The 26,640-nt window shown below is 68.3% G+C and carries 25 protein-coding genes; 20 read left to right on the forward strand and 5 right to left on the reverse strand.

All coding sequences use genetic code 11. The annotated features are described in order from the left end of the window. Positions 1–436 precede the first annotated feature (436 nt). Positions 437–2,320, forward strand: a complete 1,884-nt coding sequence (locus MKI84_RS11275; RefSeq protein WP_241619541.1) for a potassium transporter Kup — start codon at positions 437–439, stop codon at positions 2,318–2,320. Between the two features lie 255 nt (positions 2,321–2,575). Continuing rightward, entirely contained in the window at positions 2,576–3,664 is a 1,089-nt protein-coding gene (locus tag MKI84_RS11280) for a putative bifunctional lysylphosphatidylglycerol flippase/synthetase (protein ID WP_241619542.1), read from the forward strand. 12 nt (positions 3,665–3,676) lie between these two features. Here the strand turns inward: MKI84_RS11280 and MKI84_RS11285 are convergent, their stop codons facing one another. Then, positions 3,677–4,207, reverse strand: a complete 531-nt coding sequence (locus MKI84_RS11285) for a hypothetical protein (protein WP_241619543.1) — start codon at positions 4,205–4,207, stop codon at positions 3,677–3,679. Positions 4,208–4,346: 139 nt separating this feature from the next. Beyond that, positions 4,347–5,324 (reverse strand): polyphosphate kinase 2, encoded by a 978-nt coding sequence (ppk2, locus tag MKI84_RS11290; protein WP_241619545.1) that lies wholly within the window; start codon positions 5,322–5,324, stop codon positions 4,347–4,349. Positions 5,325–5,483: 159 nt separating this feature from the next. On the opposite strand from ppk2, the gene MKI84_RS11295 reads away from it, so the two are divergent. The 7 genes from MKI84_RS11295 to phoB all read left to right on the forward strand — a co-directional run bounded on the left by MKI84_RS11295 (position 5,484) and on the right by phoB (position 12,296). Further along, positions 5,484–6,806 (forward strand): ATP-binding protein, encoded by a 1,323-nt coding sequence (locus tag MKI84_RS11295; RefSeq protein WP_241619546.1) that lies wholly within the window; start codon positions 5,484–5,486, stop codon positions 6,804–6,806. 147 nt (positions 6,807–6,953) lie between these two features. After that, on the forward strand, positions 6,954–7,994 hold the full coding sequence (gene pstS / locus MKI84_RS11300) for a phosphate ABC transporter substrate-binding protein PstS (RefSeq protein ID WP_241619547.1): 1,041 nt from the start codon (positions 6,954–6,956) through the stop codon (positions 7,992–7,994). A 175-nt stretch (positions 7,995–8,169) separates the two neighbouring features. Next, positions 8,170–9,144, forward strand: a complete 975-nt coding sequence (gene pstC, locus MKI84_RS11305) for a phosphate ABC transporter permease subunit PstC (RefSeq protein WP_241619548.1) — start codon at positions 8,170–8,172, stop codon at positions 9,142–9,144. Positions 9,145–9,154: 10 nt separating this feature from the next. Beyond that, positions 9,155–9,988 (forward strand): phosphate ABC transporter permease PstA, encoded by an 834-nt coding sequence (gene pstA / locus MKI84_RS11310; RefSeq protein ID WP_241619549.1) that lies wholly within the window; start codon positions 9,155–9,157, stop codon positions 9,986–9,988. An 8-nt stretch (positions 9,989–9,996) separates the two neighbouring features. After that, positions 9,997–10,818, forward strand: coding sequence for a phosphate ABC transporter ATP-binding protein PstB (pstB, locus tag MKI84_RS11315; protein WP_241619550.1), 822 nt, complete (start codon positions 9,997–9,999; stop codon positions 10,816–10,818). 25 nt (positions 10,819–10,843) lie between these two features. Beyond that, positions 10,844–11,557, forward strand: a complete 714-nt coding sequence (phoU, locus tag MKI84_RS11320; protein ID WP_241619551.1) for a phosphate signaling complex protein PhoU — start codon at positions 10,844–10,846, stop codon at positions 11,555–11,557. A gap of 37 nt (positions 11,558–11,594) precedes the next feature. Continuing rightward, positions 11,595–12,296, forward strand: coding sequence for a phosphate regulon transcriptional regulator PhoB (gene phoB, locus MKI84_RS11325; protein ID WP_241619552.1), 702 nt, complete (start codon positions 11,595–11,597; stop codon positions 12,294–12,296). A gap of 155 nt (positions 12,297–12,451) precedes the next feature. Here the strand turns inward: phoB and MKI84_RS11330 are convergent, their stop codons facing one another. Further along, positions 12,452–13,216 carry an SDR family oxidoreductase gene (locus MKI84_RS11330; protein WP_241619553.1) on the reverse strand — a complete coding sequence of 255 codons (765 nt, stop codon included), beginning with the start codon at positions 13,214–13,216 and terminating at the stop codon, positions 12,452–12,454. Between the two features lie 120 nt (positions 13,217–13,336). On the opposite strand from MKI84_RS11330, the gene MKI84_RS11335 reads away from it, so the two are divergent. Next, positions 13,337–14,239 (forward strand): LysR family transcriptional regulator, encoded by a 903-nt coding sequence (locus MKI84_RS11335; RefSeq protein ID WP_241619554.1) that lies wholly within the window; start codon positions 13,337–13,339, stop codon positions 14,237–14,239. A 21-nt stretch (positions 14,240–14,260) separates the two neighbouring features. Here the strand turns inward: MKI84_RS11335 and MKI84_RS11340 are convergent, their stop codons facing one another. Continuing rightward, positions 14,261–15,616 (reverse strand): polyhydroxyalkanoate depolymerase, encoded by a 1,356-nt coding sequence (locus MKI84_RS11340; protein ID WP_281063220.1) that lies wholly within the window; start codon positions 15,614–15,616, stop codon positions 14,261–14,263. Between the two features lie 299 nt (positions 15,617–15,915). Here MKI84_RS11340 and MKI84_RS11345 point away from each other — a divergent pair, with 299 nt between their 5' ends. From MKI84_RS11345 to MKI84_RS11355, 3 genes are all read left to right on the forward strand, one after another. Then, positions 15,916–17,310 carry an ActS/PrrB/RegB family redox-sensitive histidine kinase gene (locus MKI84_RS11345; protein WP_241619555.1) on the forward strand — a complete coding sequence of 465 codons (1,395 nt, stop codon included), beginning with the start codon at positions 15,916–15,918 and terminating at the stop codon, positions 17,308–17,310. 110 nt (positions 17,311–17,420) lie between these two features. After that, the gene (locus MKI84_RS11350; RefSeq protein WP_241619556.1) at positions 17,421–17,969 is read left to right on the forward strand and encodes an ActR/PrrA/RegA family redox response regulator transcription factor; all 549 of its coding nucleotides are present in this window, start codon (positions 17,421–17,423) and stop codon (positions 17,967–17,969) included. Between the two features lie 150 nt (positions 17,970–18,119). Further along, positions 18,120–18,965, forward strand: a complete 846-nt coding sequence (locus MKI84_RS11355; protein ID WP_241619557.1) for a hypothetical protein — start codon at positions 18,120–18,122, stop codon at positions 18,963–18,965. Between the two features lie 45 nt (positions 18,966–19,010). On the opposite strand, the gene MKI84_RS11360 is transcribed toward MKI84_RS11355, so the two are convergent. After that, the gene (locus MKI84_RS11360) at positions 19,011–20,009 is read right to left on the reverse strand and encodes an adenosine kinase (protein WP_241619558.1); all 999 of its coding nucleotides are present in this window, start codon (positions 20,007–20,009) and stop codon (positions 19,011–19,013) included. Positions 20,010–20,181: 172 nt separating this feature from the next. Here MKI84_RS11360 and murJ point away from each other — a divergent pair, with 172 nt between their 5' ends. From murJ to MKI84_RS11395, 7 genes are all read left to right on the forward strand, one after another. Continuing rightward, entirely contained in the window at positions 20,182–21,732 is a 1,551-nt protein-coding gene (gene murJ, locus MKI84_RS11365; protein ID WP_241619559.1) for a murein biosynthesis integral membrane protein MurJ, read from the forward strand. A gap of 129 nt (positions 21,733–21,861) precedes the next feature. After that, on the forward strand, positions 21,862–22,893 hold the full coding sequence (trpS, locus tag MKI84_RS11370) for a tryptophan--tRNA ligase (RefSeq protein WP_241619560.1): 1,032 nt from the start codon (positions 21,862–21,864) through the stop codon (positions 22,891–22,893). 28 nt (positions 22,894–22,921) lie between these two features. Further along, on the forward strand, positions 22,922–23,506 hold the full coding sequence (locus MKI84_RS11375) for a universal stress protein (RefSeq protein WP_425353829.1): 585 nt from the start codon (positions 22,922–22,924) through the stop codon (positions 23,504–23,506). A 62-nt stretch (positions 23,507–23,568) separates the two neighbouring features. Beyond that, complete coding sequence (gene cobD, locus MKI84_RS11380) at positions 23,569–24,606, forward strand: threonine-phosphate decarboxylase CobD (RefSeq protein ID WP_241619562.1); 1,038 nt, start codon at positions 23,569–23,571, stop codon at positions 24,604–24,606. Between the two features lie 105 nt (positions 24,607–24,711). After that, the gene (locus MKI84_RS11385; RefSeq protein WP_241619564.1) at positions 24,712–25,266 is read left to right on the forward strand and encodes a NifU family protein; all 555 of its coding nucleotides are present in this window, start codon (positions 24,712–24,714) and stop codon (positions 25,264–25,266) included. Between the two features lie 81 nt (positions 25,267–25,347). Further along, a complete protein-coding gene (gene tsaB / locus MKI84_RS11390) occupies positions 25,348–26,031 on the forward strand; it encodes a tRNA (adenosine(37)-N6)-threonylcarbamoyltransferase complex dimerization subunit type 1 TsaB (RefSeq protein ID WP_241619565.1) in 684 nt (227 codons plus the stop codon). Positions 26,032–26,047: 16 nt separating this feature from the next. Further along, complete coding sequence (locus tag MKI84_RS11395; RefSeq protein ID WP_241619566.1) at positions 26,048–26,554, forward strand: GNAT family N-acetyltransferase; 507 nt, start codon at positions 26,048–26,050, stop codon at positions 26,552–26,554. Positions 26,555–26,640 lie beyond the last annotated feature (86 nt).

Raw genomic sequence — 26,640 nt, forward strand, 5'->3', positions numbered from 1 at the left:
GAAAATGACCGGGGATTGACTGGCATGCCCGTCGTGGGAACCTCACGCAAATGAAATGACCGAACCGTTCGGTTCTGCTTGCTTGTATCCAATTCTGCGCTAAGATCATTTGCGTACCTCCGGACGGAGCTCGAAGGACCCCGCAAGCCTTCGGTTCAGCATCGGCCGATGGTCGAGGGAGGAGGGTTATATCCGCCCCCCAATCCTCCTCCCTCATTCATGCCCCGCTCACGGAGCGGGATGGCGCGACGATCCCGCCATCCGCACCCGATACGCCGCTTGGCGTCGGCGCCGTTGAAGGGTATTGCTGCGTAGCCTGCATCTACGGCACATCCCGCCCGATCCTGGCCCGCCCAAGCCATCGCCGCCTGTGCTGCACAGGTGGCGGCGACGCTGGCGGGCGAGACGGACGAGGGCATGCCGAATCGGTAACGCCATGGCCAAAACCACGCCGCATACACGTCGCTCGCTACCCTTTTCCGCCGAAATAGCGGCCCTCGGCGTCGTGTTCGGCGACATCGGCACCAGTCCGCTCTATGCGTTCAAGCAGGGGCTGCTGGCTGTCGGCGGCGATGGCGTCAATGATGGCGACGTGCTGGGCCTGCTCTCGCTCGTCACCTGGGCCATCATCCTCTCGGTCACCATCAAATATGTGATGCTGGTGCTGCGCGCCGACAATGACGGCGAAGGCGGCATCCTCGCGCTGGTGACGCTGCTGGACCTGCACCGCAGCGCCAGCGGGGCACGGCTCTGGCTGCTGGTCGCCGGGCTGGTCGGCGCCGCCATGCTGATCGGAGATGGCGTGCTGACCCCCGCCATCTCCGTGCTCTCCGCCATCGAGGGGCTTGAGGTCGCCGCCCCCGGGCTCGATCACTGGATCGTGCCAGCCACGGTGCTGGTGATCATGGTGGTCTTCATCTCGCAGCGCGCCGGCACTGACCGGATCGGGGCGTTCTATGGCCCGGTCATGCTGCTGTGGTTCTTCTCGCTCGGCGCGCTCGGCATTCATGGCATCGTGCAGGCGCCCGATGTGCTGGCCGCGCTCGATCCGCGCCACGGCCTGGCGCTGCTGGCCGATCACTACCTGCTGGCGGGCGCCATTCTCGGCGCAACCTTCCTCGCCATCACCGGCGGCGAGGCGCTCTATGCCGATCTCGGCCATTTCGGCCGCCCGGTCATCACCCGGGCGTGGCTGGCGGTGGCGATGCCCGCGCTGCTCCTCAATTATTACGGACAGGGCGCAAACGTGCTGATTCACCGCGAATCGGTGAAGAACCCGTTCTACGACCTGTCGCCGGACCTGCTCGAACTGCCGCTGATCATCCTTGCCACCGCCGCCACCGTCATCGCCTCGCAGGCGATCATCACCGGCGTGTTCTCGCTCGCCAAGCAGGCCATCGAGCTCGGCTACCTGCCGCCGATGCGCATCCGCTACACCAGCGAGCACAACGACCAGCACATCTATATCGGCCGGCTGAACTGGCTTTTGATGATCGCCTGCATCGGGGTCGTCATCTCCTTCGGCTCCTCGGACCGCCTCGCCTCCGCCTACGGCATCGCGGTGGCGATGGCGATGGTGTCGACCACCATCCTGTTCGTCTCCTTCGTCCGCCGGCGCTGGGGCTGGCCGCTGCCGGCCCTGATCGGCCTCGCCCTCGGGCTGGCCGTGGTCGACCTGTCCTTCGTCGCGGCCAACCTGACCAAGCTGCACGATGGCGGCTGGCTGCCAGTGGCGATCGCCGCCTGCGTGCTGGTGGTGATGGTGAGCTGGCGGCGCGGGCTGGAAGGGCTGGGCATCCAGCAGCGGCGCTTCACCGAGCCGCTGGAGGATTTCGTGGCGCGCGGCAAGCCGGTCGGCTGCGCCGTGAGCCCCCGCACCGCCATCTTCCTCGCCCGGGGCGGCACGGTGACGCCGGTGGCGCTCGGCCGGCTCTCGGACCTGCTCAACATCCAGTTCAACCGCGCGGTGATCGCCTCGGTCTGGATCGCCTCCCGCCCGCGCGTGGCGGTCGACGACCGGGTACGCGTCGTGGCGCTCGACGCGGTTCATGTGCGGGTCGACGTCCATTTCGGCTACATGCAGCAGATCGACGTGCCCTCGGTGCTCGGCCCGGCGCTCTACGCGCGCGGCATCGATCCCGACGAGGCGGTCTATGTCATCGGCCATGAGCGGGTGATGCCGCCCGACGAGGTGCGCGGCGTCCGCGACGTGCTGGCCCATGTCTTCGCCTTCCTCGCTCGCAACGCCGAACGCTCGGTCGACCGCTTCGGCCTGCCCCGCCCGCGCACCATCGAGATCGGCTACCCGGTGCGGCTGTAGGGGCGCGATCACGGCTGCGCGATGTCACACCGGCGTCACGTCATTGCCGCGAAGTGGTCGGACAAGCCCGGGCCTCGATAGTGCCCGGCGGGCGGCGCGCGCTTTACCATGCGGTAATGCGCCGCGCGTGACGGCGTAAACGGTTCCGAAACACGCCGAGGTCTGGTAGGCCTGCGCCGTGTCCTGTGGTCCGGGGCGGATCATACGGGGCCAGCCTTTCGGCGGGGGTGGCGTGATGAAAGTGACGAGTGAGGCATGAGCAGGCTGAAGGCGTTTCCCGGCTGGCTGCGCGAACGCGTGGGTTGGCACACGCTCGGCCTCGTCGCCAGCCTCGTCATCATCGGCATCGCCGTGGTCGTGCTCTACGAGATGCTGCGGAACATCAATCCGGGCGAGGTGTTCGATGCGCTCACCGACACCGACCCGTGGCGGGTCGCCCTGGCCGCGCTGTTCGTGGCCTGCGCCTATTTCACGCTCACCTTCTATGACTGGTTCGCGCTGCGCACCATCGGCAAGCCCCAGGTGCCCTATCGCACCGCGGCGCTCGCCTCCTTCACCTCCTATTCGATCGGCCACAATATCGGCTTCTCCGCCTTCACCGGCGGCACGGTGCGCTACCGCATCTATTCCGCGCACGGGCTCGGCGCGGTCGATGTCGCCAAGCTGTGCTTCATCACCGGACTGACCTTCTGGCTCGGCAACATAGCGATCCTCGGCCTCGGGATCACCGTGGAACCCTGGGCGGCGAGCGCGGTCGACCATCTGCCGCCCTGGATCAACCGACTGATCGGGCTGGCATTGCTGACGGCGCTCGGCGGCTATGTGGTGTGGGTGGGGCTGAAGCCGCGCCGGATCGGCGTCGGCGAGGGCCACTGGACCGTCACCCTGCCGGGCTCGCGACTGACGCTGACGCAGATCGCCATCGGCATCGTCGACCTCAGCTTCTGCGCGGCGGCGATGTATGTGCTGATGCCGCAGACCCCGTTCATCGACCCGATCGCGCTCGGCGTGGTGTTCATCTCCGCGACGCTGCTCGGCTTTGCCAGCCACGCGCCCGGCGGGCTCGGCGTGTTCGACGCCGCCATGCTGGTGGCGCTGCCGCAATTCGAGAAGGAACCGCTGCTCGGCGCCCTGCTGCTGCTGCGCCTGCTCTATTACGTGACGCCCTTCGCGATCGCGCTGATCATCATGGGCGTGCGCGAATTGCTGCTCAGCCGGAAGCGGCGACGCCAGATTCTGGCGGATACGCTGGACGAGGCACTCCACCAGGCCGCCACGGTCGATGGCGTCGCGGAGCCGGCTGCGACCGCCCAGCCCCCGGCGAACCGCCGCGCGGCCGGCTGACGGCGGAACGCCTTATTCCATCAGGCCGGGCAGCAGCTTCTGCATGCCGCGCGGAATCCGCGTGACGCTGGTGCCGGCCGGCACCGCGAAGCGCGCCGGGTCCTGAGCCACCCGCTCCAGCTCGGTCACCTCGAAACCCGCGCTGTCCCCGCCCGGCCCGCCGCGCATGCGCAGCGGGATGCCGTCATCGGTAAGGCACACCTCCAGCGACTTCGACGTCCCCTTCTCGCCGACGCGCCAGACGCCGCACGGCTCGGTCGCCACCATGTCGGCACCGACGAACTGCGCTTGGGGCGGCAGGTCGAGGAAGCGGAATTTCGGCGGCAGGTCCACCTCGACCGCCATACCCTCCATGCCGGTGACGCCGGACAGGAGCGTCATGCGATGGGACCGCAGGTCGAGCAGGCCGGTCAGCGCCGACCCGTCCTGCTGCGTCGAGACGTCGATGCGCACCCGCCCTTGCCGGTGAGCAATCATGATCTCGCCGCCAGCTGGCTGGGTGCGCCCGCGCATCGCGTAATCGGTGAGGGGACGGGGCGGCAATGTCTGGCCGATCGCGGGCAGCGGCCCGAGGAATGCGAGGCCGGCAAGAAGCGCCCGCGCACGCCGTCGAGCAGAACGCCGACAACCCGGCGCCGCGGGGCGCCGCGGGACCACCGGGCAGGAACGACCAGAAGGCATGTCAATCATTACGCCGCGCGAGAAAGCCAGGACCGTCGAGGACGATGGCCGGGTCGGTCACGCCGAGCACCCGGTCATCGCGTTCATCATAAGGAAGCTGGCTGAGCAACTGGCGTATGACGCCGAGGCGCGCGCGCATCTTGTCGTTGGCGAGCACCACGGTCCACGGTGCGGTCGGCGTGTGGGTCCGCGCCAGCATCACGTCGCGCGCCGTGGAAATCGCATCCCAGCGCGCCGGCGCGGCGAGGTCGACCGGCGACAGCTTCCAGTGCTTGAGAGGGTCCTTGCGGCGGTCGAACAGACGCTTGAGCTGCATTTCCCGGCCGATATCCAGCCAGATCTTGAACAGGCGGATGCCGTCATCGGCCAGCATCTTCTCGAACACCGGCACCTGTTCGAGAAAATGCGCGGTCTGCTGGGGCGTGCAGAAACCCATGACCGGCTCGACCACGGCGCGGTTGTACCAGGAACGGTCGAACAATGTTATTTCTCCGCCGCGCGGCAGATGCGCGACGTAGCGCTGGAAGTACCATTGCGCGGCCTCGGCATCGCTCGGCTTGGAGAGCGCGACCGTGCGCACATAGCGTGGGTTGAGGTGCTGGATGACGCGGTGAATGGTGCCACCCTTGCCGGCGCCGTCGCGTCCCTCGAACACGATCGCGATCCGCTCGCCGGTCTTGGTCACCCAGTTCTGCAGCTTGAGAAGCTCGATCTGCAGCGCGCGCAGCTCCTTCTGGTAGGCCTTGCGCTTGGGCCGGTCGACATAGGGGTAATGCCCGCTGCCATAGGCACGGGCGGCGATCACCGGGGCGAGCTGGGGCGCGTCGATCGAGAACGCCGACAGCGCGGCAGCCAAATCGTCCGGCACGACAGGGGCGGCTCCCTGTTGGGGGGAGGCACTGGCACGGTCGGAAGCCGATGCCTTGCGCGCGGCCTTGCCGGCCGGCACGCTGGGCGACTTTCCCGGCTTCTTCGTCATATGGAAGCCTCTCAGAAGGGACTAAAGGTAAGCATCACCCGCGAAAGCACACCGCCGCGGGCGCGCCTGCCCATAGCGAATAAAGCCGTTCACGTCGCGCGGCCACCATATCCAAGAACGCGACGTTGAGGAATGAATAGCCGGAGGAAAGAAGAGTCCATGGCCTTGAGCGATTCTCATCAACTCGCGGAAGATACGCTGCGCGAACGCCTCATCGGCGCGCGGTGGATTCTTGCGGGCGTCGCGCTCGGCCTTGGAATCTCGCTCTGGGGCGGCGTGCTAGGCCCCACCACGGCGATCGCCATCGGCGTGCTGGCACTCGCCGGCGGGTTGATTCCCTCCCGTCGCCGGCCGGTGGTGGCGGCGCTGGCCCGGCTTGGCGGCGAGACGCTCCCGCCCGCCGCCAAGCAGCAGGGCGAGGAGAAGCTGCGCGCCCTCGTCCGCGCGCTTCCCGAGGCGGCGCTGCTGCTCGACGCGCGCGGCACCGTGCTGGTGGCCAATGCGCGGGCGTCCGGCATCGTGTCGAGCGTGCGGGTCGGCGACCCCGTCTCCTTCGCGGTGCGCGTGCCCGAGGTGCTGGAGGCGATCCGCGCCAGCACCGGCGACCGCACGGCGCGGCACATCGAGTTTGCCGACCGCGTGCCGGTGGACCGCTGGCTGCGCGCCGACATCGTGCCCTTTTCCACCACGGGACGGGAAGGCCGCGATTCCGGCGCCATCCTCGTTACCTTCGTCGACCTTACCCCGCAGCGGCGCGTCGAGCAGATGCGGGTCGACTTCATCGCCAATGCCAGCCATGAGCTGCGCACCCCGCTCGCCTCGCTTTCCGGCTTCATCGAGACTCTGCAGGGGCCCGCGAAGAATGACGCCAGCGCGCGCGAGCGCTTCCTCAAGATCATGGGCGAGCAGGCCCGGCGCATGTCGCGCCTCATCGACGACCTGCTGTCGCTCTCGCGCATCGAACTCAACGCCCATCAGCGGCCCGTCGCCGAGATCGACCTGGTGGCGGTGGTCGGCCATGTGCGCGACACGCTCGCCCCGCTTGGACGCGAGCGCGGCGTGGAGATCGGCTTCGAGCACCCGGCGCCCTCGGTGACAGTGCGCGGCGACCGCGACGAACTGATCCGGGTGTTCGAGAACCTGGTCGAGAACGCGCTCAAATATGGCGGGTCCGGGCGGCGGGTCGACATCATCATCGCGCGTGAGGCCGCGGATGCGGTGGTCTCGGTGCGCGATTACGGCCCCGGAATCCCTCCCGAGCATGTGCCGCGCCTCACCGAACGCTTCTACCGCGTCGACACCGCCCATTCGCGCGAGCAGGGCGGCACCGGGCTGGGCCTCGCCATCGTCAAGCACATCGTGGCGCGCCATCGCGGACGGCTGGGCATAGAGAGTACCCCCGGCGAAGGCTCAACCTTTTCGGTACGCCTGTCCGCGCAACCGCCAGACATTTCGAATTCAGACGATTCTTCAACGACTTGAACTGTCATTCAGTCGTCATCGCAAGGTCATAGAACCTTGGTGCCGGGCCGCTAAAAGTCCTGCGTTGTTGTTTCCGCCGCCTCTGACCAGAGACGCTCCCGGCATGGGCCGGGATGCAGCCGGACTCCCGAGCTAAGGAGAAGACCCTTGAAGTTCACCCATATTCTCGGCGCTGCCGCGCTGTCGCTCAGCACCATGCTTTCCACGGGCGCCTTCGCCGCCGACATCACCGGCGCCGGCGCGTCGTTCCCGGCCCCGGTCTACCAGGCGTGGGCTGCCGCCTACAAGGCGAAGACCGGCACCGGCCTCAACTACCAGTCGATCGGCTCGGGCGGCGGCCAGAACCAGATCGTCAACCGCACCGTCGATTTCGGCGCCTCCGACGCGCCGATGAAGGATGACAAGCTGGAAGCCGCCAACCTACTCCAGTTCCCCACCGTGATCGGTTCGGTCGTCGCCATCGTCAACATTGACGGCGTCGAGAGCCTGACCCTGGACGGCACCACGATCGCCGACATCTATCAGGGCAAGATCACCAAGTGGAACGACCCGAAGATCGCCGCGCTCAACAAGGGCGTGACCCTGCCTGACAGCATGATCGTGCCGGTCTATCGTTCGGACTCCTCGGGCACCTCCTTCGTGTTCACCTCCTACCTCGCTGATTCCAGCGCGGGCTGGAAGTCCGACGTCGGCGCCGCCACCTCCGTTCAGTGGCCGGCCGGCGCGGGCGCCAAGGGCAATGAAGGCGTTGCCGGCACCGTGAAGAACACCAAGGGCGCGATCGGCTACGTCGAGTTCATCTACGCCGCCGCCAACAAGCTCGCCGCCGCTGACCTCGTGAACAAGGCCGGCAAGGTCGTGAAGCCGTCGGTCCCGGCCTTCATGGAAGCCGCCGCCGCTGCGGACTGGAAGAACGCGAAGAACTTCGCCGCCTCGATGATCAACACCGCCGGCGAGGGCGCGTGGCCGATCACCTCGGCGACCTACATCCTGCTGCCGAAGAACCCGACCAGCGCCGCCCAGTCGGCCGAAGTCATCAAGTTCTTCGACTGGGCCTACAGCGCGGAAGGCGACGCGGTCGCCGAGAAGCTGCACTACATCGCCCTTCCCGACGCGGTCGTCGCCGAGATCAAGAAGGCCTGGGCGAGCGAAGTGAAGGCCGACGGCAAGGCCGTGTGGACCAACTGATCGCCTGATCGACACCAGGGGCGGCCGCCACCCGCGGCCGCCCTTTTTGGCCGCCTCTTCTCGTGCATGCGCCACAGGGCTAGACTAGCCCGCCTTTCCGGCGATGCCGTGCCCGCCGCCCGCCATGGTAAGCCGCCCGGCCCTCTGGAGGCCCGGCGCTGAAGGATCACAGGACATGGATGCCACACTCAGCGGAGCGCAGACCGTGAAGGGTCTTGCCGCCGCCAAGCCGACCGGCCGGATCAGCGATCCCCTCTTCGTCGGATTGCTCTGGGCGAGCGGTATCTTCGTTCTCCTGCTTCTCGGCCTCATCATCGCGATGTTGTTCGAGGGCGGCCTGCCGGCGCTGCGCGAATTCGGCATCTCCTTTCTCTGGTCGACGACCTGGAACCCGGTCACCGAGCGCTTCGGCGCCGGCGTCATGGTGTTCGGCACGCTGTTCAGCGCCGTCATCGCGGTCATCGTCGCGCTGCCGCTGTCCTTCGGCATCGCTTTCTTCCTCACCGAGATCGCGCCGGGCCCGCTGCGTCGGCCCATCGGCGTTGCGATCCAGCTGCTCGCCGCCATCCCCTCGATCATCTACGGCATGTGGGGCTTCTTCATCGTGGTGCCACTGATCGCGGCCTATGTGCAGCCGCCGCTGATCGAATGGCTCGGCCCGATCCCGCTGATCGGCGCGCTGTTCCAGGGCCCCCCGCTCGGCGCGGGCATGCTGACCGCCGGCCTGATCCTCGCGCTGATGATCCTGCCCTTCATCACCGCCATGTTCGTCGAGGTGCTGGAATCGGTGCCGCCGATGATCAAGGAATCCGCCTACGGCGTGGGCGCCACCACCTATGAAGTCTACCGCAACGTGTCGGTGCCCTATGGCCGCAGCGCCATGGTCGGCGCGGTGATGCTGGGCCTCGGGCGCGCGCTCGGCGAGACCATGGCCGTCACCTTCGTCATCGGCAACGCGACCCGCATGTCGGCCTCGCTGTTCGCCCCGGGCGCGACCATCGCCTCGACCATCGCCAACGAGTTCCCCGAAGCCTCGATCGGCTCGCTCAAGCTTCAGGCGCTGCTGCAGCTCGGCTTCATCCTGTTCGTCATTTCCTTCATCGTGCTTGCGCTGTCGCGCATGCTCGTGCGGTCCAAGCTCAAGGGCTGAGAGGCAGATCATGGCTTCCCTCGCGCGCCGCCGCGCCACCGACTACACGGTCAAGGCCATCTCGATCGGCTTTGCCGGTCTCTCGCTGGTCCTGCTGGCCTGGATCATCTGGACCCTGCTGTCGCGCGGCCTGCCTGCGCTCGGCCCCCATGTCTTCACCCGCATCACCCTGCCGCCGGGCGCCGGTGGCGGCCTGCTCAACGCCATTGTCGGCTCGCTGATCCAGATCGGCATGGCGCTGGTGATCGGCACCCCGATCGGCCTGATGTGCGGCACCTTCCTCGCCGAGAATGGCCGGGGCACCCATATCGGCAACGTCGTGCGCTTCGTGAACGACGTGCTGCTGTCCGCCCCGTCGATCCTGATCGGCCTGTTCGTCTACCAGCTGCTGGTGGTGCCCTTCGGCGGGTTCTCGGGCTGGGCCGGCGTGGTAGCTCTCGCCATTCTCGTGATCCCGGTGGTGGTGCGCACCACCGAGGACATGCTCGCCCTGGTGCCGATCGGCCTGCGCGAGGCCGCCTTCGCGCTCGGCGCGCCGCAGTGGAAGGTGGTGACCATGATCACCTGGCGCGCCGCCCGCGCCGGCATCACCACCGGCATCCTGCTGGCGCTCGCTCGCGCCGCCGGCGAGACCGCCCCGCTGCTGTTCACCTCGCTCGGCAATAATGGCTGGTCGTTGAACCTCAATGCGCCGATGGCAAGCCTGCCGATCGCGATCTATCAATATGCCGCCAGCCCGTTCGAGGACTGGGTGGCTCTCGCCTGGGCCGGCGCGCTGCTGATCACCGCCGGTGTGCTCGCCCTCAATATTGTTTCCCGCCTCGTGCTGGCGAAGATGAAGTGAGACGGACCATGAACTTCGCTCCCGAAACGTCGATCGACATCGCCTCCGCCGTCAACCGCGCCACTGCGCCGTCGACCGAAGCCAAGCTCAAGGTCGAGAAGCTGAATTTCTACTACGGCGATAACCACGCCCTGAAGAACATCAACTTCGATATTCCCGAGAAGCGCGTCACCGCGATGATCGGGCCGTCGGGCTGCGGCAAGTCCACGCTGCTGCGCATCTTCAACCGCATGTACCAGCTCTATCCGGGCCAGCGCGCGGAAGGCTCCATCCTGTTCGACGGCATCAACCTGCTGGGCAAGGAACTGGATTCGACCATCGTGCGCTCGCGCATCGGCATGGTGTTCCAGAAGCCGACCCCGTTCCCGATGTCGATCTACGACAACATCGCCTTCGGCGTCCGGCTGCATGAGAGCCTCTCCAAGGCGCAGATGGACGAGCGCGTGGAATGGTGCCTGCGCAAGGCCGCGATCTGGGAGGAAACCAAGGACCGCCTCCACACCTCCGCGCTCGGCATGTCCGGCGGCCAGCAGCAGCGCCTGTGCATCGCCCGCACCATCGCGGTGCGCCCGGAAGTGATCCTGCTCGACGAGCCGACCTCGGCGCTCGACCCGATCTCGACCTCGAAGATCGAGGACCTGATCGACGAGCTGAAGCAGGAATTCACCATCGTCATCGTGACGCACAACATGCAGCAGGCCGCCCGCTGCGCCGATATCACCTCGTTCTTCTATCTCGGCGAGCTGATCGAGGTCGGCCCGTCCGCCGAAATCTTCACCAATCCCCGCGAAGCCCGCACCCGCGACTACATCACCGGCCGCTTCGGCTGAGCGAATGACGAGAGAGGTTCATGCCATGACCGAACATATCGTTTCGTCATTCGACACCGATCTGAAGGAAATCGGGCGCCGCGTCGTGGAAATGGGCGGCCAGGCCGAGCGGCTGGTGTCCGATTCCGTGGCGGCTCTGGTCAAGCGCGACACCGAACTTGCCCAGAAGGTCATCGTGCTCGACGGCCCGATCGACCTGCTCCAGCGCGAGATCGAGGAAAAGGCGATCCTGACCATCGCCCGCCGCCAGCCGCTGGCCGGCGACCTGCGCGAGATCGTGGCGGCCATGCGCATCGCCAACGACCTGGAGCGCATCGGCGACCTCGCCAAGAACACCGCCAAGCGCGTGCTCGCCCTCACCGGCGAGTTCCACCCGCAGAAGCTGGTGCGCGGCGTGGAGCACATGTCGAGCATCGTGTTCGAGCAGCTGAAGATGGTGCTGGACGCTTATGCCAGCCGCGACGATGCCCGCGCCGTCGAGGTGTGGCAGCGCGATGGCGAGGTCGACGTGCTCTACACCTCGCTGTTCCGCGAACTGCTCACCTATATGATGGAAGACCCGCGCAACATCTCGCTGTGCACCCACCTGCTGTTCTGCGCCAAAAACATCGAGCGCATCGGCGACCACGCGACCAACATCGCCGAGACCGTGCACTACCTCGCGACCGGCACGCTGCTCACCGAAGAGCGGCCCAAGCAGGACACTTCCAGCCTTACTTCCGTGGCGTTCCCGTCCTGATCGTCAGGCGCAGAGCGGCGTGCGGCGAGGATAGACGATGCCGACCAATATTCTGATCGTGGAGGATGAGGAGCCCCTCACCCTCCTTCTGCGCTACAATCTCGAATCCGAAGGCTACGCGGTGGAAAGCGTGGCGCGCGGCGACGAGGCCGAGACACGGCTGCGCGAGAGCGTGCCGGACCTCGTGATCCTCGACTGGATGCTGCCGGGCCTGTCGGGCATCGAGCTGTGCCGGCGCCTGCGCGCCCGGCCGGAAACCGAGCGCATGCCGGTGTTGATGCTCACCGCCCGCGGCGAGGAGACCGAGCGCGTGCGCGGCCTCGCCACCGGCGCCGACGACTATGTGGTGAAGCCGTTCTCTGTGCCGGAGCTGGTGGCGCGGGTGCGCGCGCTGCTGCGCCGCGCCAAGCCGGATCACATCTCCACTTTGCTGCGTGCCGGCGACATCGAACTCGACCGAGAGACCAAGCGGGTTCACCGCTCGGGCCGCGAGCTTCATCTGGGGCCGACCGAGTTCCGGCTGCTGGAGTTCCTGATGCAGTCGCCCGGCCGGGTCTATTCCCGCGAGCAATTGCTCGATGGCGTGTGGGGCCAGGACGTCTATATCGACGAGCGCACCGTCGACGTGCATGTCGGCCGCCTGCGCAAGGCGCTGAACCGCCCGCGCCAGCCCGACCCGATCCGCACCGTGCGCGGCTCCGGCTATTCGTTCAACGAAATGTTCGCCCGCGCCCATTGAGGGCGCAGGCGCCGCAACGAAATGTTCGCCCGCCCCATTAAGGGCACAGGCGCCGCAACGAAATGTTCGCCCGCGCCCATTGAGGGCTCGCTTCGACAAGATGATCGCCCGCGCGTGACCAACGCGCGGGCGATGTCGTCAGGCGGGCATTGCCGTCAGGTCCTTGTGATCGACAGCCCGCCATCGACCAGATGCGCGGTGCCGGAGACGAAGGACGCGTCGTCCGAGGCGAGATAGAGCACCGAGCGCGCCAGTTCCTCCGGCCGCGCCACGCGCTTCAGCGCGTGCAGTCCGGTGATGAACGATTGCGCTTCGGGCGTGTCGTTGGCTTCCTTGTACATCTCGGTCTCCACCGCGCCGGGCAGCACCGCATTGACGCGGATGTTCTGCGGCCCGAACTCGGAGGCCAGTGCCTGGGTGAGGCCGATCAGGCCGGATTTCGAGGCGGCATAGGCGGCGAGCCCGGGAAAGGCCGTGGTGTAGCCGACGAAGGTCGAGGTGAAGATCACCGACCCGCCGCCGGTCTTCAGCATCTGCGCGATCTGGTGCTTGGCCCCGAAGAACGAGCCGGTGAGATTCACCGCGAGCGCGTCCTCCCAGCCCCCGGCCGAGACGCCGGTGCTCGGCCCCTTCTCGCCGAGCGTGCCGGCATTGTTGAACGCGATGTCGAGCCGGCCGAAACGCTCCACCGCCAGCGCCACCAGCGCCTGCGCATAGTCTTCGGAACGCACGTCGCCCGCGAGCGCGACCGCCTCGCTGCCGGCGGCGGCGATCTCGGCAACCGCCGCATCGAGTTCCTCCTTGCGGCGGGCGCCGAGCACCACCTTCGCGCCCTCCCGCGCGAACAGAAGCGCGGTGGCGCGGCCAATGCCGGAACTGGCGCCGGTAATCAGCGCGACCTTGTTGCTAAGACGGGGCATCAAACTTCTCCGTGGATCAATGAACGGCCGCCGGGGCCGGTGTCGCGCAGGAATATGGCGCGGCAGCCTCGTTCGGATTAGCCTACCAAAAATGGAAACGATGTCCGGAAACTCCGAACGATGAAACTCGATGGCATCGCCGCCTTCGTCACGATCGCGGAGGCCGGCTCGATCAGCGAGGCCGCCCGCCGGCTGCGCCTGTCGAAATCGGTTGTCAGCGACCGGCTGGCGCAACTCGAACGCCGGCTTGGCGCCAGCCTGGTGCATCGCTCGACCCGCAGTCTGTCGCTGACCGAGGACGGCCTCGCCTTTCTGGAACTCGCCTCACAGGCGTTGCGCGACCTCGATTCGGCGGCCGCCGCGCTTGCGGAACGGCGCGGCACGCTGAGCGGACCGTTGCGGATCTCCGCGCCTGTGACGCTGACGGTCCTGCATGCCGGGCCCGCGCTCTACCGGTTCCTGCGCCGCCATCCGCAGATTGAGCTGAGCATCGAACTCGACGACCGCGTGGTCGACGCGCAGGCTGAGGGCTTCGACGGCGTGATCCGCCATGGGCCGATGCGCGACAGCCCGCTCACCGCGTGGCAGATCGCCCGCAGCCGCCGCGTGCTGGTCGCCTCACCCGACTATCTGGAACGGCAGGGCACGCCGCGCGACCTGGTCGAACTGGAGGCGCATCGCGGGATCTTCTACACCCATCGCGGCCTCGCCGACTGGCGGTTCGAGACCGACGCCGGCATGCGGCAGGTACGCGCCAGGCTGGGGCTGCAGGTGAACAACGGCATGGTGATGCGCGACGCGGCGATGGCCGGCCTCGGCATCGCCATGCTGCCGCTGTTCATCGCCGGGCCGCACATCCGTGACGGCGCGCTAAGGGTGATCGAGGTCGGCGCCGAAACGGAGCCGGAATTCATCCATGTCGCCCATCCCGAGGGGCGTAATCCCACGGCCAAGCTGCGCGCGCTCGCCGACTGCCTGCGCGAGGCTTTCGGCGATCCGCCCTATTGGGAAGCCGGATTATGAGCCGGCGAATGAACGTTCCACTCACGCCCCGCCCTGGTTGTGCCCCTTGCGCGACCAGTTGTGCGACAGCGTGAAATCGGCGATGCGCGGGGCGATCTCCGAGCGGAAGCGCGAACCGTTGAACACACCGTAATGGCCTACGGTCGGCTGCAGGTAGTGCGCCCGCATGTCCTCCGGCAGGCTGGAGCACAGCGTCTGCGCCGCGCGGGTCTGGCCGACGCCGGAAATATCGTCGTTCTCGCCCTCGATGGTCAGCAGCGCCACGTTGCGGATCTTCGAGGGATCGACCGGCGCGCCGCGATGCATCATCTCGCCCTTCGGCAGGGCATGGTCGATGAACACGGTCTGCAGCGTCTGCAGGTAATATTCAGCCGGCAGATCCATCACCGACAGATACTCGTCGTAGAATTCCCGGTGCTTGGCCGCGGAATCGCCGTCGCCCTTCACCAGATGGCCGAACATGTCGGCATGGGCACGCAGATGGCGCTCCAGATTCATCGAGACGAAGCCGTGAAGCTGGAGGAAGCCGGGATAGACCTGCCGCATGACGCCGGGATGCGGCCACGGCACGGTGGTGATGACATTGCGGCGGAACCAGTCGAGCCCGCGCTCCTGCGCGAAATCGTTCACCGCGGTCGGGTTCTCGCGCGTGTCGATCGGCCCACCCATCAGGATCATCGAGGCCGGGACCTGAGGGTCGCCTTCCGCCTCCATGCGCGCGACCGCCGCCAGCACCGGCACGGCCGGCTGGCACACGCCCACCACATGCATGCCGCCATCCATGTGGCGGAACATCTCGATCAGATAGTCGATATAGTCGTCGAGATCGAAGCGCCCCGCGCTCAGCGGCACCTCGCGCGCGTCCGTCCAGTCGGTGACATAGAGGTCGTGGGTCTCCAGCAGCGTCTGCACCGTGCCACGCAGCAGAGTGGCGTAATGGCCGGAGAGCGGCGCCACGATGAGCATGCGCGGCTGCGGCCGGCGCGGGGGACGGGCAAAGTCGCGCCGGAAATGCAGCAGCCGGCAGAACGGGCGTTCCCACACCGTCTCCACCGTCACCGGCACGCGCACGGCACCGATCGTCACCTCCTCGATGCCCCAGCCCGGCTTGCCATAGCGCCGCGTGGTGCGCTCCAGCATCTCGAACGCGGCGGACATCGAGCGGCCGACCCCGGTGTGCGACAGCGGATTGACCGGGTTGCGGTAATAGAGCCGGCCGGCATCGGCCATGATCCGCACCGGCTCCAGCGCCGCCTGCCCCATCTCGAACATCCAGTAGAGCGGCCGGGTGAAGGCCGATGCGAGCTGCACCTGCGCCTCGGGCGTGCGGACCGCGTCCTCCGCCTCGTAGACATCTCCGAAAACACCGATCGCCATGCATGCCTCCGTGGGGAAATCCCGACTGCCGGCCGACGCGCCTGCGCGGCTCTGGCCGCCTTCCGGGGCCGCGAGCCCCCTCGCGCCGAGGGCCGCACCTTACATTGTGCGCTGCAGCATAAATAGCCGCTTTCTTCGCCAGTTCAATGACCGCCCCGCAGTGACCGCGTGCGCGACGGCGACAGGCAGGCGGCAACGCGCGGCCGCGCCACCGGTTCCGCCGGTCGCGACAGGGTTCCTGAGACCCTTCGCGCCCCGGCGCTTCGGCGCTATAGAGGGAGCGCGACGGCAGGAACTCCATGACGCTCTCTCTCGACCGCCCCATCGGGGAACGCTATTTCGGCCTCAGGCTCGACACGCTGATCCGGCTGCGCTGGCTCGCCATTGGCGGACAGACGCTGGCCATCGTGGTGGTGCAGGGCCTGCTCGGCTTCACCCTGCCGCTCGGCGCGTGCCTCGCCGTGGTCGCGCTCTCGGCCTGGCTCAATCTTGCCTTGCGCCTGCGCAATCCCGGCGCGCGGCGGCTGTCGGATGTCGAGGCGGCGTGGCTGCTGGCCTATGACATCCTCCAGCTCACCGCGCTGCTGTTCCTCACCGGCGGCCTCGCCAATCCGTTCGCGCTGCTGTTTCTCGCTCCGGTGCTGATCTCGGCCACCGCGCTCTCGCCGCGCACCACCATCCTGCTCGGCATGCTGGCCAGCCTGTGCGCGGCGCTGGTCGGGCTGTGGCAGATGCCGCTGCCCTGGTCGCACAGCGACGCGCTGGGCGGCGGCCCGGTGCTGCCGCCGGTCTATCTCGCCGCGATCTGGTGCGCGCAGGCCATCGCCATCGGCTTCATCGGCGTGCACACCTGGCGGGTGGCGGAAGAGACCCGCGAACTCTCCGAAGCCCTCGCCGCCACCGAGCTGGTGCTGGCGCGCGAGCAGCATCTCTCGGCGCTGGACGGGCTGGCCGCGGCCGCCGCCCATGAGCTCGGCACGCCGCTCGCCACCATCACCGTGGTGGCCAAGGAGCTGGCCCGTGCGCTGCCGCCCGACAGCCCGATTGCCGACGACATCAAGCTGCTGGGTGAACAGTCCGAGCGTTGCCGCGCGATCCTGCGCACGCTGACCTCGCTCGGCGCGGGCGACGCGCCGTTCGACCGCATGCCCATTTCCCACCTTCTGGAGGACGTGGTCGCCCCACACCGCAATTTCGGCATCGTGATCAACGTCGCGCTCCCCTCCGGCTCGACCGACGTGCCGGTGCTCGCCCGCAATCCCGGCCTGCTCTACGGGCTGGGCAACATCGTCGAGAACGCGGTCGACTTCGCGCAAGGCCGCGTCGACATCGTCGCGAGCTGGAGCGAGGACGTCATCACCATCAACGTCACCGATGACGGCCCGGGATTTCCGTTGGAGCTGATCGACAGCATCGGCGCACCCTATGTGACCAGCCGGGGCCGCCAGCGCTGGCGCCGGGAGGTCGATGAGGGCGACGAGCCCAGTGGCGAGGGTCCGCGCGAGGGCCTGGGGCTCGGCGTGTTCATCGCCAAGACGCTGCTGGAGCGCACCGGCGCGACGCTGAGCTTCGTCAACCGCCACGCTCCCGCCCATGGCGCCGAGGTCGTGGTGCGCTGGCCGCGCCGCCTGATCGACATTTCGGGCGAAGCCGAGCGCGAGATGCTGGAAAACGCCGCGTCGGACGGACTATAAGACCAAAGAAGATGCGACAATTTTGCACTGTCCGGCCTGACAGTGTAACCTGCGCCGAAACGAAAAGAGAGGGGCCGCGCCGCCGGATTGTCGGCCCCAAGGGATACGTCATGCTTGATGCCACCGCTGAAACGCTCGACCGGACGCTGCTGATCGTCGATGACGACAAGCCGTTCCTGCAGCGCCTCGCCCGCGCCATGGAAATGCGCGGCTTCACGGTGGTCACCGCCGAGACCGTGGCGGACGGCCTCGCCCGCGTCGAAGGCGGCGCGCCGGCCTATGCGGTGGTCGACATGCGGCTCGGCGACGGCAACGGGCTCGACGTCATCTCCGCGCTCAAGCGCCGCCGGCCCGAAGCGCGCGGCATCATCCTCACCGGCTATGGCAACATCGCCACCGCCGTGAACGCGGTGAAGATGGGCGCGGTGGATTATCTCGCCAAGCCCGCCGACGCCGACGACATCTGCGCCGCGCTGAACGCGCAGGGCGACTTCAAGCCGCAGCTCCCCGAGAACCCGATGTCGGCCGACCGGGTGCGCTGGGAACACATTCAGCGGGTCTATGAATTGTGCGGGCGCAATGTCTCGGAGACCGCGCGCCGCCTGTCGATGCACCGCCGCACCCTCCAGCGCATCCTCGCCAAGCGCGCCCCGCGCTGAGGCGGGCTTTTTCGCCGCTATAGCCAGCATCCCGATGGCAAGGGCCGGACCATCAGCTTGTCAACGGGCGCGGCTATACAACTTTTAATTGCAATTAAAGCCTAAAATCGCAACCTTACGATGCCACACCAGCATCGAGGGGGACGCGCGTTGATTGAGGCTCTCAAAACCGTCATTGACCTGTTCAAAACCAAGCCTTTCAAAATCGCCTTTACCGCCTTCGTGCTTTCGACGCTGATATTCGGCGTTCTCTGGGCCCTTCTCCATCTGCAATTTGCCGACGGTGGCATTAATCAGATCCCGAACACCGAGGAGGCCGCCCTCACACGCTATGTTCTCGCAGCGACGTTTCCTGTTTGCCTGATTGTTGTCTGGTTCATTTTCTACGTGACGACCAACAACGACGCTTCGGATGTCTATACCGAGGTCAGAAATTTGCTCGAAGGTGACTGGATCGTCGAATACGAAGCCAATCATGGCCCGATCTCGAATATCACGATTGTCGATCAACGAATCGTCAGTTGTGAAATTTCAATAAATCCTGAAAATCTGAAGCTCGAAATGCGCTTCAATATAACGAATAATCCGATTTTCTCTGACAAAAGCGGTCAGATTATAAATGATGTCGCCATCAGATACGACACATCTGGTGAGTATATAATGTTTTATTACTTCAAAGCTGACCGAAAAATTTTACCGCACCTCGCGCAACATATCGTTCCGGAAGCAGAGCATCATGATCCGGCGGATCTCGAAGTAGAGATTTTCGGCCGGGTCTCCTTCAAGAAACCCGCCGGCAGGAACACCATTACCGATATGCAGGGCGAATGGTTCGATTTGAACGGAAATACCAGCCGGCTTCTGGCGCTGATTGACCACCACATGATGGCCGCGTTGCAGAAACAACCCTTCTCGCCGCTCAAGCTGTCGGAAGTGCCAATCCACCACCGCTATTTCGACGCGCGGATGGGAGCGGTTCATTTCCACCGCTCCTGAGGGCGCCCCGCCGCGTTCGGGCACCCCATCCCGGCTGTCCGAAAGCTAGACCCGCAGCCCCTGCTCGCGCGCCAGCTCCTTCAGCGCCTTCTCGGGGCGGGCGCCGATGTGGCTGATGATCTCACTCGCGCACAGCGCGCCGAGCTTCAGCGACTCTTCGGGCGAAAAACCCTTGGCGAAGCCGTGGAGATAGCCGGCGGCGAACAGGTCGCCGGCGCCGGTGGTGTCCACCACCTTCGCCACCGGGTGAGCCGGCACCGCGACCAGATCGTCGCCGCACACCGCGAGCGCGCCCTTCTCCGAGCGCGTGACCACCGCCCGCGTCACATCGCCCCGGATCGCCGCCAGCGCGGCGTCGAAGCCGGTCTCATAGAGCGAGGTCAGCTCGGCCTCGTTGGCGAACACCAGATCGACCACGCCCGAGCGCATCAGGTCGAGGAATTCCGCCCGGTAGCGGCCGACGCAGAACGCGTCCGACAGCGTCAGCGCGACGGTGCGGCCATTGGCATGGGCGATGCCTGACGCCTTCAGAAACGCCTCCTTGGCCGCCGGCGGGTCCCACAGATAGCCTTCGAGATAGGTCACGCCTGCGAGCGCGACCGCCGTCTCGTCGACATCGGCCGGGGAAAGATCCTGCGCGGCACCGAGATAGGTGTTCATGGTGCGCTCGCCGTCCGGCGTCACCAGAATGAGGCAGCGCGCCGTGGCCGGGCCGGCCGTCGCGGCCGGCGTGGCGTAGGCGACGCCCGCCGCGCGGATGTCGTGGGCAAAGATGCCGCCCAGCTCGTCGTCGCGCACCTTGCCGACGAAGCCGCCGCGCCCGCCCAGCGCGGCAATGCCGACCATTGTGTTGGCCGCCGAGCCGCCGGAAATCTCCACGCCCGGCCCCATCGCGCCATAGACCGTTTCGGCCCGCGCCTCGTCGATCAGCGTCATGGCGCCCTTCTGCATACCGTGGCTGGCAAGGAACGTCTCTTCCGAACGGGAGATCACGTCCACGATGGCATTGCCGAAGCCGATCACGTCGAGCGGTTGCACGGTCAAGGGTCTGGCCTTTCACGAGGGAGCGGGAGGTGAAACCGCGGTAGCAGAGCGCGCCGGGCCCCGCAACGCATTCCGGTTCGGCATAGTTGCGGCCGGGCGCTTCCCCGCCCGGCGCTCCGCGGCTATTGCTGGGCGGCGGCCTGCCGCTTCTCCCGCCGCTTCCTGGGATCTCATGGCCCTGTTCCGGCATGCCTCGACCGTTGCCGCCCTCACGCTGACCTCGCGCGTGCTCGGCTTCGCGCGGGACGCGGCGATCGCAAGCCTGTTCGGCACCGGCGTGGTCGCGGATGCGGCGGTGGCCGGCCTTGCCCTGCCCCAGCTGGCGCGGCGGCTGCTCGGCGAGGGCGCGCTCAACGGCGCCATCGCCCCGCGCCTCGGCAGCGGGGCGGCAGCGGCGCAGCGGGCGTCGGGTGCGCTGGCGCTGTTCGCTCTGGTGGCGAGCGCGCTCGCACTGCTGGCCTATGTCTTCATGCCGTGGGTGGTCGCTGTGATGATGCCGGGCTTTCCCGCGGACGGGCCGCGCGAGGCCGGCGCGGTACTCGCCGGGCGGCTGGCGGTGATCTGCCTGCCGCTGGCGGCGGTCGCCGGGGTGCTCGCCGCGCTCGCCAATGCCGCCGGGCGCGTCACCCGCCCCGCCATGGCGCCAGCGCTCGCCAATGTCGCGGTGATCGCGGTGATCGCGCTGCTTTATCTGAGCGGCGCGGTCGAGACCGGCAGCGAGGTGACCAACCTCGCCTGGCTGGCCGGCGCCACCGTGGCCGGCGCCGTGGTGCAGCTCCTCGTCATGGTGTCGGCGCGGCCGGACGGCGCGCTCGCGGCGGGGCTGCCCCGCGCGGCGCGGCGCGCGGGAGTGTTCGCCCAAGCGCTGCGCGCGGCCTTGCCCATGCTCGCCGCCGCCGGCCCCAGCCTGTTCGCCGCCGCCCTGCCGCAGCTGCGTTTCCTGCTCGCGGCAGCGGCGGCCTCCGCGCTCAGCGGCGGCGTCGCGGCGCTGTTCTTCGCGACCCGGCTGGTCGAGCTGCCGCTCGGGCTGGTCGGCGCCAGCGCCGGTGCGGTCCTGCTGCCCGCGCTCGCGGCCGGCGGCACGGACGGCACCGAACTGCGCACGCGCAGTGTCGAGGCCGCGCTGGCGCTCGCCCTGCCCGCCGCGCTCGGGCTTGCCGTGCTGGCCCACCCCATCGTCAGCGTGCTGTTCCAGCGCGGGGCGTTCGACGCGTCCGCCACCGAACTGACCGCCCGTGCGGTCGCGCTGCTGGCGCTGACCATCCCCATTCAGGCGCTGGAGAAGGTGCTCGCGGCCATCGCCTTTGCCCGAGGCTTCGGTCGCCTCGTCATCCGCGCCAATCTGCTGGCGCTTCCGGCCGGCGCGGCGGCGGGATTTCTGGGCGCCGGCGCGCTGGGCATTGCCGGCCCCGCACTGGGCGTGGTGGCCGCCAGCCTGCTCGGCACCGCGGGCCTCGCCCTCGCGCTGGCGCGCCGCGGCCTTGTGACGCTCGATCGGCCAGCCCGGCGCCGGGTGCTGGCGCTGGTGGGCTCCGCTGTCGCGATGGCGCTCCTGCTGATGCTGGCCGCGCGGGCGCTGGACGGGCCGCTGGCGGCCGGCGGACTGCGCGCGGCGCTGGTACTTGCCGGGCTGGTGGGTCTCGGTGTCGCAGTGTATGGCACGCTGGCAGCCCGGCTCGGCGCGGTGCGGCTTCCCGCGCTGCGGGCGGCGCTGCGCGAGTGAGGCCGGCCCGACCGAACCCCCGCCGCACGAAAACCTTGCGAGCGCCGGGATCGCATGCCATGAGGCCCGCGAATGGCACGGCTCTAGCGGGACCGACGGGACGTCGCCGGTCGTCGAGGACGTAACGATATGGCTTTCCAGCAGCGTGTGTTTTCCGGCGTTCAGCCGAGCGGCAACCTCCACCTCGGCAATTATCTCGGCGCCATCAAGCGCTTCGTCGAGATGCAGGCGGATTATGACTGCCTGTATTGCGTGGTCGACATGCACGCCATCACCGTGTGGCAGGACCCGGTGGAGCTGAAGCGCTGCATCCGCGAGGTCACGGCCGCCTTCCTCGCCGCCGGCATCGACCCGACGAAGCACATCGTGTTCAACCAGAGCCAGGTCTCCGGCCATGCCGAGCTGGCCTGGGTGTTCAACTGCGTGGCGCGCCTGGGCTGGCTGAACCGCATGACCCAGTTCAAGGAAAAGGCCGGCAAGGACCGCGAGAACGCCTCTGTCGGCCTCTATGCCTATCCGAACCTGATGGCCGCCGACATCCTGCTCTACCGCGCCACCCATGTGCCGGTGGGCGAGGACCAGAAGCAGCATCTCGAACTGACCCGCGACATCGCGCAGAAGTTCAACAATGATTTCAGCCCCTCCATCGCCGAGCTGGGCCTGGGCGACGCATTCTTCCCGCAGCCCGAACCGCTGATCGGCGGGCCCGCGGCGCGGGTGATGAGCCTGCGCGACGGTTCCAAGAAGATGTCGAAGTCCGACCCGTCGGACAATTCGCGCATCAACCTCACCGACGATGCCGACGCCATCGCCTCCAAGGTGCGCAAGGCCAAGACCGACCCCGAGCCGCTGCCCTCGGACGTTGAGGGGCTGAAGCCGCGCCCGGAGGCGGAGAACCTCGTCGGCATCTACGCCGCCCTCGCCGACACCACCAAGGACAAGGTGCTGGCGGATTTCGGCGGCGGCCAGTTTTCGACCTTCAAGTCGGCGCTGGTCGATCTCGCCGTCGCCCGGCTCGGGCCGATCGGGTCGGAGATGAAGCGCCTCGTTGCCGATCCCGGCTACATTGACGGCGTGCTGCGCGATGGCGCGTCCCGCGCGCGGGTGCTGGCGGACGAAACCATGGGCCACGTCAAGGATATCGTCGGCTTCGTGCGCTGAGCCCGGCTGGGGGGTGCGCTCCCCAGCCATGCCCGCTTGTGCTAAGAGCGGCGGCATGCCTCGCAGCCCGGCTGCGCCCCTCCCCTCGCACGGGCGAGTTTCGATGCCGCGCAAGCGCCAAAGTCATGAGCCCGGCCACCGCCGCAAGTTCCTGGTGGTGATCGACGACACGCCGGAATGCGACCGCGCGGTCTATTACGCCGCCCGCCGCGCCGCGCGCACCCATGGCGGCGTGGTCATGCTCTCCGTGCTGGAACTCGCCGACGTGCAGAGCCAGTGGCTCGGCGTCGCCGACCTGATGCGCGCCGAGGCCACCGACAAGGCGGAGGCGCAACTCGCCCATTTCGCCGCCCGCGCTCGCCTGCTGTCGGGAATGGAGCCCGAACGGGTGATCCGCGAGGGCAAGGTTGCCGACGAGATCCTAAAGGTCATCGAGGCCGACGAGGACATCGCCATCCTCGCGCTCGCCGCCGGGGCCGGCAGCGAGGGGCCCGGCCCGCTGGTCGCCATGCTCGCCGCCGGCATGGGTGCGGGAAGCTGGGCGCATCTGCCGATCCCGATCACCATCGTGCCGGGCGCGCTCGAAGACGCCGAACTCGACGCGCTGGCCTGAGCGGCCTTCACAGCCCCGCACCCGGCCGCTGGAGCCGGCGCAGGCCGACAAGAGGACGTCACTTGGACGCGCGCCACGATCCCGCCCCTGCCTCGGCAGCCAGCCGCCCCCGTCATGGCGGCGAGCTGGACGCGGCACGCGCCCGCTTCCCGCAGGCGCCCGAGCCGTGGATCGACCTGTCCACCGGCATCAATCCGCGACCCTACCCCTTCGACGCCGGCACGCTGGGCGAAGAACGGTGGACCCGGCTGCCGGAACGCGCGGCGATCGACCGGCTGGAGGCGACGGCCGCGCGGGCCTATGGCGTCGCGCCGCATGGCCGCGTGGTGGCGGCGAGCGGCACCCAGCCGCTGATCGCGGCGCTGCCGGCGCTGTTTCCCGCGCGCCGCGTCGCCATTCTCGGCTTCGGCTATCAGGAACACCCGGCCCGCTGGCACGCCGCCGGCGCGCAGGTGCGGATCGTCGAGGAGGTGGAGGCGCTGTGCGCGCAAGACATCGACCTCGCGGTCGTGGTCAACCCCAACAATCCCGACGGGCGGCTGGTGGAGCCGGGCGACCTCGCCACGGTGGCGGCCCGTCTTGCGGCACGCGATGGCGCGCTGGTGGTGGACGAGGCGTTCATGGATGTGGTCGCCCCCTCGCGCAGCCTCATCCCCGCCCTGCCCCCGCGTACGATCATCCTGCGCTCCTTCGGCAAGGCCTATGGCCTCGCCGGGCTGCGCCTGAGCTTCGCGGTCAGCGAGCCGGACCTTGCCGGGCGCCTGCGCGCCGCGCTCGGCCCTTGGCCGGTATCGGGGCCGGCGCTCGCCATCGGAACGCAGGCGCTCGCCGATGCCGGCTGGCTCGTGCGCACCCGCGCGCAACTCGATCACGACGCCGCGCGGCTGGACGGCCTGCTGCGCGCCACCGGGTTCCAACCGCTGGGCGGGACCAGCCTGTTCCGCCTCGCCGCCGCGCCCGATGCCGCCCACAGCTTCGAGCGCCTCGCCCGCGCCGGCATTCTGGTGCGGTCCTTCCCCGAGCGGCCGCACTGGCTGCGCTTCGGCCTGCCGGGCGACGATGCCGCCTGGCGACGGCTGGAAGCGGCGCTCGCCGGGTAACGGCGGCATTCGCGCCCACTTCCCCTTCCGCGGGCGAGAGCTTATTTAGATTCCAGATCCCCACGTCGCCGGGGCCTTGACCCCCGGTAGGCAGGAGCCAGACCCATGTTCATCCAGACCGAAGCCACGCCGAACCCCGCCACGCTGAAGTTCCTCCCCGGCCGCACCGTGCTGGGCGACGGCACCTTCGAGGCGCGCGACCCCTCCGAGGCCGGCCGCTCGCCGCTCGCCAGCCGCCTGTTCGAGATCCCCGGTGTCTCCGGGGTGTTCTTCGGCTCGGACTTCGTCACCGTGACCAAGCAGAACGCGGAATGGCCGCATCTCAAGCCGGCGATTCTCGGCGTGATCATGGAGCATTTCGTCTCCGGCCAGCCGGTGCTGCCCGGGACCCATGAGCATGCCGAGGACGACGCCTTCTTCGAGGCCAAGGACGAGGGGCTGGTCGACACCATCCGCGAGCTGATCGACACCCGCGTGCGCCCGGCCGTGGCCAATGACGGCGGCGACATCACCTTCCGCGGCTACAAGGACGGCGTGGTGTTCCTCGCCATGAAGGGCTCCTGCGCGGGCTGCCCGTCCTCGACCGCGACGCTGAAGAACGGCATCGAAAACCTGCTGCGCCATTTCGTGCCGGATGTGGTCGAGGTGCGCGCGGTCTGATCCGCGTCCTCGCGCGCCGGCCGCCACTTTCCTTCGCCCGCCGGCCGTGCGCATGGTGAGGCGAGATGTGACGGAAGGCCCATGCTGATTCTCGCCATCGATACCGCTCTGGAAGCGTGCTCCGCCGCGCTCCACGACATCGCCGAGGACCGCACCCTCGCCAGCGAAAGCCTGGCGATGGAGCGCGGCCATGCCGAGGCGCTGATTCCGCTGGTGCAGCGGCTGATGGACGGCGCCGGCATGGACTTCCGCGACATCGACCTGTTCGCGGTCACGGTAGGTCCCGGCAGCTTCACCGGGCTGCGCGTCGGCCTCTCCGCCGCCCGCAGCTTCGGCCTCGCGACCGGGCGTCCGGTGATCGGCATCTCGACGCTGGCGACGCTCGCCGCCCCGCTCTTCGCCACCGATGACAGCATCCCGGTCGCGGCGGCGATCGATGCCCGGCACGGCAATGTCTACCTCCAGATGATCGGCCCCGGCGGCCGCCTGCTGGTCGGTCCGCGCGCCATGGCGCTGCGCGACGCCGCGCGGGCGGTGTCCAATGGCCCGGTGCGACTGGTCGGCTCCGGGGCGGCGCTGCTGGCCGAGCACTGGCCCTCCGGCGAGCGCCCGCCGGTGCTGGTCTCGCCCGAGGCGGTGCCAGATCCGGTGTGGCTGGCGCGCCTCGCCTCCGTCGCCGATCCCGCGCGCTCCGAGCCGCGCCCGCTCTATCTGCGCGACGCCGACGCCAAGCCGCAGACGGCGGCGCGGATCGCAAGGCGATGATCGGCAGGTCCCGATGATGAGCCGGGCGCTGGCGTGGCTGGGCGGCCGGCTCGGCTTCCCGCGCCGCGCCCTGCACCTGCGCGGGGCCTCGCCCGCCGATGCCGACAGCTTCGCCCGGCTCCACGCCGAGGGGTTTCACATCGCGTGGGACAGCGCCGAGTTCGAACGCCTGCTCGCCGATCCGCTCGCCCGCGCCTTTCTCGCCACGGCGGGAGCCGGCGGCCCGGCGGTCGGCTTCGTGCTGTTCAAGGGCGTGCGGCCGGAGACCGAAATCCTCTCGGTGGCCGTGGCCCGCGCCCGCCGGGGCGAGGGAATCGGCCGAAAGCTGCTGGAGCGCGGTTTTTCCCTGCTGGCGGCAGAGGGATTCCGCACCGTGTTCCTGGAAGTCGAGGACGGCAACGCATCGGCCCTGCGGCTATACGAGCATCTCGGCTTTCGTGAAATCGCCCGGCGGCGGGATTATTATCGCACCGCCACGGGCGCGTCCGCCACGGCGATCGTGATGCGGCGGGACATCGCCTGAGGCGCAGGCCTCGACGAGCCGAGCCAAGGGTTGCCCTCGCGGGCTCCCCTGTTCCATAAGGCGCCGGAGACGGGAGACCCGCCGGA

The sequence above is a fragment of the Ancylobacter gelatini genome (assembly GCF_022601675.1).
GTDB lineage: Bacteria > Pseudomonadota > Alphaproteobacteria > Rhizobiales > Xanthobacteraceae > Ancylobacter > Ancylobacter gelatini.

Bases quoted from the DNA above. Each gene is read 5' to 3' on its own strand.
- MKI84_RS11275 (WP_241619541.1), top strand. From the start codon at position 437: ATGGCCAAAACCACGCCGCATACACGTCGCTCGCTACCCTTTTCCGCC.
- MKI84_RS11280 (WP_241619542.1), top strand. From the start codon at position 2,576: ATGAGCAGGCTGAAGGCGTTTCCCGGCTGGCTGCGCGAACGCGTGGGT.
- ppk2 (WP_241619545.1), bottom strand. From the start codon at position 5,324: ATGACGAAGAAGCCGGGAAAGTCGCCCAGCGTGCCGGCCGGCAAGGCC.
- MKI84_RS11295 (WP_241619546.1), top strand. From the start codon at position 5,484: ATGGCCTTGAGCGATTCTCATCAACTCGCGGAAGATACGCTGCGCGAA.
- pstC (WP_241619548.1), top strand. From the start codon at position 8,170: ATGGATGCCACACTCAGCGGAGCGCAGACCGTGAAGGGTCTTGCCGCC.
- pstA (WP_241619549.1), top strand. From the start codon at position 9,155: ATGGCTTCCCTCGCGCGCCGCCGCGCCACCGACTACACGGTCAAGGCC.
- pstB (WP_241619550.1), top strand. From the start codon at position 9,997: ATGAACTTCGCTCCCGAAACGTCGATCGACATCGCCTCCGCCGTCAAC.
- phoU (WP_241619551.1), top strand. From the start codon at position 10,844: ATGACCGAACATATCGTTTCGTCATTCGACACCGATCTGAAGGAAATC.
- phoB (WP_241619552.1), top strand. From the start codon at position 11,595: ATGCCGACCAATATTCTGATCGTGGAGGATGAGGAGCCCCTCACCCTC.
- MKI84_RS11330 (WP_241619553.1), bottom strand. From the start codon at position 13,216: ATGCCCCGTCTTAGCAACAAGGTCGCGCTGATTACCGGCGCCAGTTCC.
- MKI84_RS11335 (WP_241619554.1), top strand. From the start codon at position 13,337: ATGAAACTCGATGGCATCGCCGCCTTCGTCACGATCGCGGAGGCCGGC.
- MKI84_RS11340 (WP_281063220.1), bottom strand. From the start codon at position 15,616: ATGGCGATCGGTGTTTTCGGAGATGTCTACGAGGCGGAGGACGCGGTC.
- MKI84_RS11345 (WP_241619555.1), top strand. From the start codon at position 15,916: ATGACGCTCTCTCTCGACCGCCCCATCGGGGAACGCTATTTCGGCCTC.
- MKI84_RS11350 (WP_241619556.1), top strand. From the start codon at position 17,421: ATGCTTGATGCCACCGCTGAAACGCTCGACCGGACGCTGCTGATCGTC.
- murJ (WP_241619559.1), top strand. From the start codon at position 20,182: ATGGCCCTGTTCCGGCATGCCTCGACCGTTGCCGCCCTCACGCTGACC.
- trpS (WP_241619560.1), top strand. From the start codon at position 21,862: ATGGCTTTCCAGCAGCGTGTGTTTTCCGGCGTTCAGCCGAGCGGCAAC.
- MKI84_RS11375 (WP_425353829.1), top strand. From the start codon at position 22,922: ATGCCCGCTTGTGCTAAGAGCGGCGGCATGCCTCGCAGCCCGGCTGCG.
- MKI84_RS11385 (WP_241619564.1), top strand. From the start codon at position 24,712: ATGTTCATCCAGACCGAAGCCACGCCGAACCCCGCCACGCTGAAGTTC.
- tsaB (WP_241619565.1), top strand. From the start codon at position 25,348: ATGCTGATTCTCGCCATCGATACCGCTCTGGAAGCGTGCTCCGCCGCG.
- MKI84_RS11395 (WP_241619566.1), top strand. From the start codon at position 26,048: ATGAGCCGGGCGCTGGCGTGGCTGGGCGGCCGGCTCGGCTTCCCGCGC.